The sequence below is a fragment of the Shewanella sp. genome, from assembly GCF_051658185.1.
In the GTDB taxonomy this organism is placed as follows: Bacteria; Pseudomonadota; Gammaproteobacteria; order Enterobacterales; family Shewanellaceae; genus Shewanella.
Map to the genome: position 1 here is coordinate 1 of NZ_JBOFMC010000104.1, position 8,672 is coordinate 8,672.

At 48.7% G+C, this 8,672-nt stretch carries 10 protein-coding genes; 6 read left to right on the top strand and 4 right to left on the bottom strand.

Annotated features, from left to right (window positions below; translation table 11 throughout):
- Positions 1–186: 186 nt before the first annotated feature.
- Together bamC and dapA are read right to left on the bottom strand one after the other, a co-directional pair.
- Entirely contained in the window at positions 187–1,284 is a 1,098-nt protein-coding gene (gene bamC / locus ACRCZA_RS04360) for an outer membrane protein assembly factor BamC (RefSeq protein ID WP_438673251.1), read from the bottom strand.
- Between the two features lie 3 nt (positions 1,285–1,287).
- Positions 1,288–2,172 (bottom strand): 4-hydroxy-tetrahydrodipicolinate synthase, encoded by an 885-nt coding sequence (gene dapA, locus ACRCZA_RS04365; protein ID WP_438673252.1) that lies wholly within the window; start codon positions 2,170–2,172, stop codon positions 1,288–1,290.
- Positions 2,173–2,343: 171 nt separating this feature from the next.
- Between dapA and ACRCZA_RS04370 the strand changes: the two genes are divergently transcribed.
- The gene (locus tag ACRCZA_RS04370) at positions 2,344–2,886 is read left to right on the top strand and encodes a glycine cleavage system protein R (protein WP_438673253.1); all 543 of its coding nucleotides are present in this window, start codon (positions 2,344–2,346) and stop codon (positions 2,884–2,886) included.
- A 10-nt stretch (positions 2,887–2,896) separates the two neighbouring features.
- The gene (gene bcp / locus ACRCZA_RS04375; protein WP_438673254.1) at positions 2,897–3,364 is read left to right on the top strand and encodes a thioredoxin-dependent thiol peroxidase; all 468 of its coding nucleotides are present in this window, start codon (positions 2,897–2,899) and stop codon (positions 3,362–3,364) included.
- On the opposite strand, the gene ACRCZA_RS04380 is transcribed toward bcp, so the two are convergent.
- Together ACRCZA_RS04380 and ACRCZA_RS04385 are read right to left on the bottom strand one after the other, a co-directional pair.
- Positions 3,361–3,558: a hypothetical protein gene (locus tag ACRCZA_RS04380; RefSeq protein ID WP_438673255.1), complete on the bottom strand. Its 198-nt coding sequence runs from the start codon at positions 3,556–3,558 to the stop codon at positions 3,361–3,363. The genes bcp and ACRCZA_RS04380 overlap by 4 nt on opposite strands.
- Positions 3,551–3,784: a sulfurtransferase TusA family protein gene (locus ACRCZA_RS04385; protein ID WP_438673256.1), complete on the bottom strand. Its 234-nt coding sequence runs from the start codon at positions 3,782–3,784 to the stop codon at positions 3,551–3,553. Before ACRCZA_RS04385 ends, ACRCZA_RS04380 begins: the two co-directional genes overlap by 8 nt.
- 110 nt (positions 3,785–3,894) lie before the next feature.
- Here ACRCZA_RS04385 and ACRCZA_RS04390 point away from each other — a divergent pair, with 110 nt between their 5' ends.
- The 4 genes from ACRCZA_RS04390 (at position 3,895) to ACRCZA_RS04405 (ending at position 8,553) form a co-directional block, all read left to right on the top strand.
- A complete protein-coding gene (locus ACRCZA_RS04390) occupies positions 3,895–5,364 on the top strand; it encodes a M48 family metalloprotease (RefSeq protein ID WP_438673257.1) in 1,470 nt (489 codons plus the stop codon).
- 99 nt (positions 5,365–5,463) lie between these two features.
- Positions 5,464–5,814, top strand: a complete 351-nt coding sequence (arsC, locus tag ACRCZA_RS04395) for an arsenate reductase (glutaredoxin) (protein ID WP_438673258.1) — start codon at positions 5,464–5,466, stop codon at positions 5,812–5,814.
- 122 nt (positions 5,815–5,936) lie between these two features.
- Positions 5,937–6,317: a DUF2069 domain-containing protein gene (locus tag ACRCZA_RS04400; protein WP_438673259.1), complete on the top strand. Its 381-nt coding sequence runs from the start codon at positions 5,937–5,939 to the stop codon at positions 6,315–6,317.
- 280 nt (positions 6,318–6,597) lie between these two features.
- Positions 6,598–8,553, top strand: a complete 1,956-nt coding sequence (locus ACRCZA_RS04405; protein ID WP_438673260.1) for a hypothetical protein — start codon at positions 6,598–6,600, stop codon at positions 8,551–8,553.
- Positions 8,554–8,672: the final 119 nt, after the last annotated feature.

Below are 8,672 nucleotides of genomic sequence, written 5' to 3' on the forward strand. Positions count from 1 at the left end.
TGCGGTGGCAGGGATTATCTGATACGAAACAGCCCAAAATGATCTTCTGGGCTGTTTATTTTTTGGCTTTGCTTGATGGCCGTGACCCTCGCGAGTGAAAGAGCGTTTGTAAACTGCGTAGTAAGCCTAAATAAAAAGGGCGAGTGATCGCCCTTTTTACCTATTTGCCTATCTCATTGGTGGAGATTAACGCAGCTTGCGTTCTTCTTTCATCAAATTCGCTAAGGACTGATAGATACTCGAAACCACTTCGTTACTCAATGGCTTATCGTCACCATCGCGTAGGAAGATTTTGGTTTCATCCGCATTCTCGCCATTTTCAAGCAACAAACGATAACTGCCCTCTTCAAGGGATAATTTTTGATCGCTCCACAGTGAGCTCCAAAAACCCGAGTTATCCGTAAACTTGATAAAATATAATCCCTTAGCACTATCCATATCGGCGATTTCAAAGCCCATCTCGGGTAAAACTAAGCGCAGTCTATCCCACACCTGTTTGTAAGATGATTTAGCCGACCAGTAGGCTTGACCTGACTCTGGCGTGACTAAATCCACCTGGATCCCTAAGGTTTGCTTAAGACGATTGGCCTGAATCGTTTGCTCACGTTTAACACTGATATAGGCAATTGCACTGTTGAGCATATCGATAGTGTATCGCTGTTTATCTTCGCCACTGAGTAACACGTCTTGCAGCTTGTCATCGTAGCGCTCCTCATGCTCCACTAAATGGATCACGATATTGGCGGTACGACCATGGGGACGGGTTTCGACATCAAAGCGATAACGCTGACGCAGCAAATAAATATTATCGGCACCCCAGAGGCTCGATTCGATCACTTCTTGGCTTTCAATCCAATCGGTTTCGAAATAGCCCTGTTGCTCATCACGGCTACGAATAGCAATTCCTTTTTGGGCGAAGAAACCCTCTAAGTTGCTAAAGATTTCTTGTTTAAGATCGATATTGTTATCAATAGATTCAATCACGATCTTAATGTTATCGCTGCCCTCTTCCACATGGGTGCCTTCTGCCATTGGCAGCACTTGCAGTGGAGGACGAATATCTAGGCTCTTGCCGACCAAGTTTGGATTCGCCTTAGGCCCGATAGCAGGGATCTCATATTCTTTATTGTAAGGCGGGGTTTTTAAGCCGGCAGGAATGATGAGTCTTGGCACAGGCTCGGCTTGCACATAGTCATCACCGCCATTGGCTTGACGACGGTCCAAAGGGGAGCTACACGCTGTTACTGCAGCGACTAGGACAAGTGGGGTGACTTTTTTTAGCATTAATTATTTAACCTCTATCTGCGCGCGAGTCATTGCTTCTAACAACAGACCATGACATTGCTCAGAAAGTTCAGTCAACGGCAGACGAATATGGCCGCATTGGATCAGCCCCATTCGATGGGCTGCCCATTTAACCGGGATAGGATTGGCTTCACAGAAAAGCGTGGTATATAAGCCGCGTAAGGGTTCATCAATCTCTGCCGCCAGCTGCGCATTACCGGCAAGCGCGGCATCACACATGGCTTTAAAGGCTTTTGGTACGATATTGTTCGCCACCGAAATCACCCCGTTGCCCCCCAGCAACATAAATTCTCTGGCGGTGGCATCATCACCGCTGTACAGCATAAAATCATTGCCACATAGCTCACGCAGGCGCTTAACCCGGCTAATATCTCCCGTCGCTTCTTTGAGGCCGATAATATTGTTCACGCCGACCAATTCCGCCACGGTTTCAGGCTGCATATCCACGGCGGTGCGCCCGGGCACATTGTATAAAATCTGAGGAATATCGGTACTTGCTGCAACCGCTTTATAATGGGCAATTAAACCCTTTGGCGTTGGCTTATTGTAGTAAGGAGTCACCCCGAGCATCGCGGCCACACCCACTTTAGAGAGGGATTTAGTGAGTTCGATAGCTTCAGATGTCGCATTGGCACCATTGCCACCGATAACCGGAATACGGCCCGCCGCAAATTTTACGGTGTGTGCAACAACAGTCACATGCTCATGCATTGGTAGAGTCGCGGACTCTCCAGTGGTGCCCACAGCCACAATCGCGTCTGTGCCTTGGTCTATATGGAATTGGACTAATCTTTCAAGACTTGCAAAATCTACTGAGCCATCACTGTTCATTGGCGTGATTAAGGCTACGATGCTTCCGTTTATCATCTGACTTTCCCCAAGATTTCAGGATTCGCTATGGTACTGATGCCAACCATTAATGACAAGCATTAACGGGGATCTCAAATTGATTTAGTTATGGTAGCATTACCTCCCGCACAAAAACTCAGCATTAACTCTGAGTTTTCGCTCTATGATATCGAAAAGTGAGGAAAATTCATGACCAATTTCCTGGTCGTAACCGCCATGGGTGTAGATCGCCCCGGACTCGTAAGTAAACTTGCTCGGCTTGCCAGTGACTGTGAATGCGATATCGTCGACAGCCGTATGGCGTTATTTGGTAACGAATTTACCCTGATCATGATGCTATCTGGCTCATGGCCATCGATCACCAAAATGGAAAGTTTGCTTCCTAGCCTCAGCGTTGAACTTGAGCTAATGACCGTTATGAAGCGCACCTCTAAACACACGCCACAGAATTATCAATCGCGTCTTGAGGTGCAGTTTACTGGTAAAGATCAACGCGGCACCATCAAACGGATCACCCAGTTTTTGGCAGACCGCTCGTTAGATTTAGCCGCAGTGCGCTCCTATTCGGAGGAGCTGCCCAATGGCGAACAAACGCAAAATGTGTCGATGACCATCAATATTCCTGAAAAAGTTGAACTCGAAAAGCTTGAAAAGAGTATCTATCAACTCTCCCAAGAAATGGCGTTAGATTGCAATATTAAACGCATGCAAGGTACGTTACAGCAACGTTAGAGGATAACGGATGAACACATTAACAGCAGGCGCCACTGCGCCGCTTTTTACCCTACAAGATCAACAAGGTCACTCTGTTTCACTGCAAGCATGCTTAACTCATGGCCCTGTATTAGTGTATTTTTACCCTAAAGCGGCGACCCCCGGGTGTACAGTGCAAGCCTGCGGCCTGCGTGACAGTAAAGCCGAATTTAACAGTCATCAAGTCACGGTCCTAGGGATTAGCCCAGATCCCGTCGCCAAGCTGGCTAAATTTGCCGAAAAGCAAGCGCTTAATTTCACCCTGCTCAGCGATGAGGACCATAGCGTCGCCGATGCATTTGGCGTGTGGGGCGAGAAAAAGTTTATGGGGAAAACTTACGACGGGATCCATAGATTGAGCTTCCTAATCAATCCCGATGGCACCATTGCCCATGTATTTGATAAGTTTAAGACGAGCGATCACCATGCGGTGGTGCTGGCCCACATCGCAGGCTAATATTCTGCCACGCTAATGTACTGCCACGCCTTACTGTTCCTAAAAAGCCAGCGATGGACGAGGGTCAGTAAGGCATTGAAAATCTCACCCGCCCAAGTCTCGTCAATCTCAACCGCAGTAACACCCCACACTATCAACAGCCCACATCGTCCCGTTGCAGGATTGGCTGAGTTTTCCTGCGGCGCTTCAGCCACGATTAACCTCTTGCTTAGTGATCCTTAATCCAAGCTGAGTTGCATCATTGCACCATTCGTCAACCCTATGGCCTTGTTTTTGTAAAAACAGGGGAACATCTCGGCGTGAACCGGAGTCAGATAAGAGGATTTGTAGTGTTTCCCCCACAGCCATGCGGCGGAGGATGAGTTTGATCCTAACTAAAGGAATTGGGCAACGAAATGAAGTTAAATCAATAAAATCCATAATGATCTTGCCATAAACGAACTTGGGCTATTATCCTAAGTTGCCACCTAAACTACAAGCTAAGCGCAGTCGTTTGCCCTTAGTTAAGATATGAGAAGTAAAGGATCCGCTTGCGTAATTTGACGTTTTTGACTCGATGCTCCTCTTTTGCCGCAGGAGCGCTCTCTTTGATGCTGTTAACGGGTGCCGCGAACAGCTTTGCGAACAATGATCTCCCCGATTTAGGCACCGCGGCGGTTAACACCTTCAGCCTCGAGAAAGAAATGGTGTATGGCGATGCTTATATGCGCGTCATTCGCTCTTCAGCCCCCATTCTCAATGATCCCGTGTTAAGCCAATATCTCACAGAACTGGGGAATACCTTAGTCGCCCATGCGACGGGGGTAAAAACGCCTTTTTATTTTTTCCTGTTGCAAAATGATGAGATCAACGCCTTCGCCTTCTTTGGCGGACACGTTGGCGTACACACGGGATTATTTCTTAACGCCGATAACGAAAGTGAACTTGCCTCGGTACTCGGCCACGAAGTGACCCACGTAACCCAGCGCCACCTTGCGCGCTCACTAGAAGCTCAACAAAAAACGGGGCCCGCTACCGTGGCAGGCTTACTGGGCGCAATTTTGCTGACCATCGCGGTTCCTCAGGCGGGTATGGCAGCACTGGCCACCACCCAAGCCCTTGCGACGCAATCCAAGATTAACTATACCCGTTTGCATGAAAAAGAAGCCGATCGGATTGGCATGCAAATACTGGTTGATGCCGGCTTTGATCCTAATGCCTCGGCCGATTTTTTTGGTAAGTTAGCGAGTCGCTATCGCTTTACCACCACGCCGCCACAGATGTTGCTGACTCACCCCTTACCCGAGTCTCGCATCACTGAAGCGCGGGATCGCGCCCATCAATATCCACAGCGCTATATTCCCGACAACCTTAACTTTCAACTCGCTAAAGCCCGTATTCAAGTGCGTTTTTCAAGTTATAGCGATGATGCGGTGTTAAGCCTATTTGAAAAACAGCTAAATAAACAAAGCTATACCTATAAAGAAGCGGCGCTTTACGGTAAGGCGCTCGCCCTCTTTCGGCTTAAAAAATTTGCGGAGTCCGAGAAAATTATCGATGAGCTATTAAGCATTGATAGTAACAATCTGTTTTATATCGATACTAAATCAGATTTACTCGTAGAACGTCAGGATCACCGCAAGGCGATAACGATGCTAGAAACGCAGCGTAAAATGAAGCCAACCTCCCAAGTGATTAACACAAACCTTGCCAATATTTATATTGAAGCGGGCGAACCTGCAAAGGCCATTCCGTTACTCGAGGACATGATTTTTCTTGATAAACAAAATCAGCTCCCCTATCAACTGCTGAATCTTGCCTACAAGAAGATCGGTAATCAAGGAATGGAGTATTTCTCCAATGCTGAGTTAATGGCACTCGGAGCAAATTACAAAGGTGCCATTGATCAGCTTAATTTTGCCTATCGCGCCTCAGAGGGCAATCCCTTACAGCTGGCTCGCATTGAAGCTCGCATTCGTCAATTTAAACAAGCTGATAAAGAACTGGAGGCGCTGAAATAGCGCCCCCACAACTGCGCCCCGTCTCCCCTGACGAGGCGCACAATTTTCTGTTACTATCCCTAATATTGTGATGTTAGCCCCTATTGAGCCCCATAGCCTATGACCCAAGTAACGATTTACCACAACCCGCGCTGTTCCAAAAGCCGTGAAACCTTAGCCCTACTCGAACAGCAAGGTTGCGAGATCACCATAGTTGAATATCTCAAAAATGTACCAAGCGCCAATGATATTCGCGACATTTTAGCCAAGCTCAATATCGATGCCCGTGAGCTGATGCGCACCAAGGAAGAAGAATACCAAGCCCAAGGATTAGCCTCACCCGCACTCACCCAAGCGCAACTTATCGCCGCGATGATCGCCACCCCCAAGCTAATTGAGCGCCCTATCGTGTTAGCCAATCAGCGGGCGGCATTGGGCAGACCGCCAGAAAATGTATTAACCATACTCTGAACCAAGCCACTTGATTTAAACAATACGCTGATGAAAAACATTTTTTGCTTTAAGCAATGTTTAGATCAACACAATGATGTTATTCACACTCTGCCTAGTCACATTTTTTAAGAGTAAAAACCATGAGCTCAAATACCTTATTTACCCTAAGCCGTCTTGGCTATCTAGCCCTCGTGCTACTCCTGAGTGGCTGGTTTATTGGTCAAGGTATCAACGGGGAATACACGATGTTATTCAGTCTGTTATGGCTAATTCCACTACTGCTACCCGCAAAGGGGATTTTAACAGGCAACCCTTACACCTACGCGTGGGCTAGCTTTATCTTGTGCTTATATATGCTGCACGCGCTCACCCTACTGTATGTGACCACCGACGCACTGGCCTTTGCGATTATCGAAGTCTTACTGATCGGCACTTTACTCATCGCCTTTCCGTTTTACGCCCGGATGCGTGGCCGTGAATTAGGACTGGGTCTTAAAAAGAAATCCGATAACCAAGCCTAAAGCCACATCCACCCTCGCAGGAGCTGGTTTTTGCCATTGTCAGCTTATCGGCACTAACCACCCACCAATCTTGGCCAAACTCGCCAAGTTACCCCAGGGCAGACCTTCTGGACTGCCCTTTACTATCCAGCACTTAACGCCCCACTTTTTGCTGCACTTTTAAGCACTTTTGGTCATTCCTAGAGCATGCTATAGTCATTTACAGACCATAAAATGCCCACCTTACGCGGGGCGTTACAGGCGAACCAACAACTTAGCAGCTAAATGGGAGCGTGGGATCATGGGGAGATGGGGGCTAATTCGGCGAGGGATCTTCATTGCTGCGAGCGCAATACTGAGCGCCTGTGGCGGCAATAGCGATAACAACAGCGATGGCGACACCGTGGCGCCCCCCACCAGCAGTGTGCCCCGCTGCAGCAGCGTAGAACCGCTGCTGACGACGGATGTGGGCGCAATTCGCTTTAACACTGAGCCTCAGTATGTTACCGGCCAATCGAGCGCCATTATTGCCAGTTTGAACCAGCGTGATTCGCAAGATTTGGAGTTCCGCTGGCAACAAGTTGACGGGCCGAATATTGAACTTGTCAGCCAAAACAGCCCCGTCCTAGCCTTTGATATTCCTGCGCCCGGCAATTATCGCTTTAGTCTGCGCGTCACCGGCAACAATACCGATGTCAGCGGCGAGATCAGTATTGTTGCCGATAGCAGTGCCAACAGCTTAATCAATGTTCGCCAAGATCATCAAGCTGTCGAAGGCAATGATGTCAGCCTGCGACTTGGTCAACAACCGGGCCTTAACGCGGGCAATCTCAGTTGGTGTATTGCCCAAGGCCCTGATATCAATGTCGATTTGACTGATCCCTTTCGGCCGTTGTTTATCGCGCCAAGTGTTAATAACGATACCCTGCTGCGTTTAAGAGCCAGCGCAACCCTTAATGGCAACACCATCACCGATGAAGCCTATGTGTTAACCACCGCCGCCCCGGCCATTAGCCCTAACAGTTATTTTGATACGCCGCTCTCTCGCACCCATGCCTATCGCCCAAGCTCACCCTATGCCGAAGTGCTTACCGATTGCGTGTATTCCAACCAACTTAACAATGCTTGTAATATCAATCAATTACCACTAATTGGCCAAGTCTCTGCCACGGTGGACATCGACAGCATTCTCGATCGCGTACTAGTGTCCCACGATTGGATGGGGGACAATTTTGCAGCCTTCTTAAGACAAATGGATCCCTACAGTGACTTTGCTCGCTTGTTGCAATCGGTCACCGCGGTAGTGATCAGTTATGATGTCCGCCCTTCATTTTACTGGGTCGTCACTGGCGCCATTTACCTCGACCCAAGCGATCTGTGGCTGACTCCCGCCCAGCGCGATAGCATTAACGAAGCGCCGGATTATCGCAGCAATTTTGGCAATGATCTTAATTTCATCATGCCTTGGCGGTATGTGAAAAATAATCAATATGCCTCACAGGGCTTCCCGATGACGGTACGGGCAACACGCACCCTGGCACAAATCAATCCCGATCTTGCCTCACTTTTATACCATGAGTTAGCCCATGCCAACGATTTCTTCCCTCGCAGTGTGCACGCCTCGCTAAGCGGCCCGACCCTCCTCGATGATTTTGAGCGGCGCAATCGCACCCAAAGCTTAGTATCCGATCAAGTCAGCAGGCTCTTTCCCCTCAGCAGCGCTGAAATGACAGCGCTTGCCAAGGTCAGCTTTTTAGGCAACAGCGCCGATGCCACACAACAGGGTTATCAACCTTCTGATATATCCAATTTTTTCTCTAATGATATCGCCAATGATTTTTACTCATACTCAAGCAGACGGGAAGACACCGCCATGCTGCTCGAAGAGGCGATGATGAGTTACCGTTATCAAATTTTGCGCGATGTCGCCGTCACCAATAAGCCTGCACAATTAACCGCCGAAACCTTGATTGTCGATTGGGGACAACGGGGCCGCATTGGTCAAGCAAGCCTAGAGAGTCGTGCGGCTTTAGTGATTGATGAGATGTTACCCGAATTAAATGGCCGCAGCCTCGTTGCCAGCCTGCCCGAACCGATTGCCATGGCTCAGGGCCAAAACTGGCGACAAACCTTAGCCACATCGCCCACCAATGCGCGGCTAAATGGCCTACAATCGCCAGCATTAGCCAGCGATTCGCTGCCCGATGAACCCGAGCTGCGTCTAAGTGGAGATCGCCACCGCAGGCCGCAGCAATAGCATCATCTTTGCAGGCTTGTCGGCTGCTAATCGAGAATGGCTGGCTTGAGGTTTCTGGCTGAGACTATCAAGCTTGCCATTTCTCGCTAAGATAGCGAGAGCCACAAAAAGGCCCTCTT

Excerpts from the sequence above, each read along its gene's own strand:
- ACRCZA_RS04370 (WP_438673253.1), top strand. The coding sequence starts at position 2,344 with ATGACCAATTTCCTGGTCGTAACCGCCATGGGTGTAGATCGCCCCGGA.
- arsC (WP_438673258.1), top strand. The coding sequence starts at position 5,464 with ATGACCCAAGTAACGATTTACCACAACCCGCGCTGTTCCAAAAGCCGT.
- bamC (WP_438673251.1), bottom strand. The coding sequence starts at position 1,284 with ATGCTAAAAAAAGTCACCCCACTTGTCCTAGTCGCTGCAGTAACAGCG.
- ACRCZA_RS04400 (WP_438673259.1), top strand. The coding sequence starts at position 5,937 with ATGAGCTCAAATACCTTATTTACCCTAAGCCGTCTTGGCTATCTAGCC.
- ACRCZA_RS04405 (WP_438673260.1), top strand. The coding sequence starts at position 6,598 with ATGGGGAGATGGGGGCTAATTCGGCGAGGGATCTTCATTGCTGCGAGC.
- dapA (WP_438673252.1), bottom strand. The coding sequence starts at position 2,172 with ATGATAAACGGAAGCATCGTAGCCTTAATCACGCCAATGAACAGTGAT.
- bcp (WP_438673254.1), top strand. The coding sequence starts at position 2,897 with ATGAACACATTAACAGCAGGCGCCACTGCGCCGCTTTTTACCCTACAA.
- ACRCZA_RS04385 (WP_438673256.1), bottom strand. The coding sequence starts at position 3,784 with ATGGATTTTATTGATTTAACTTCATTTCGTTGCCCAATTCCTTTAGTT.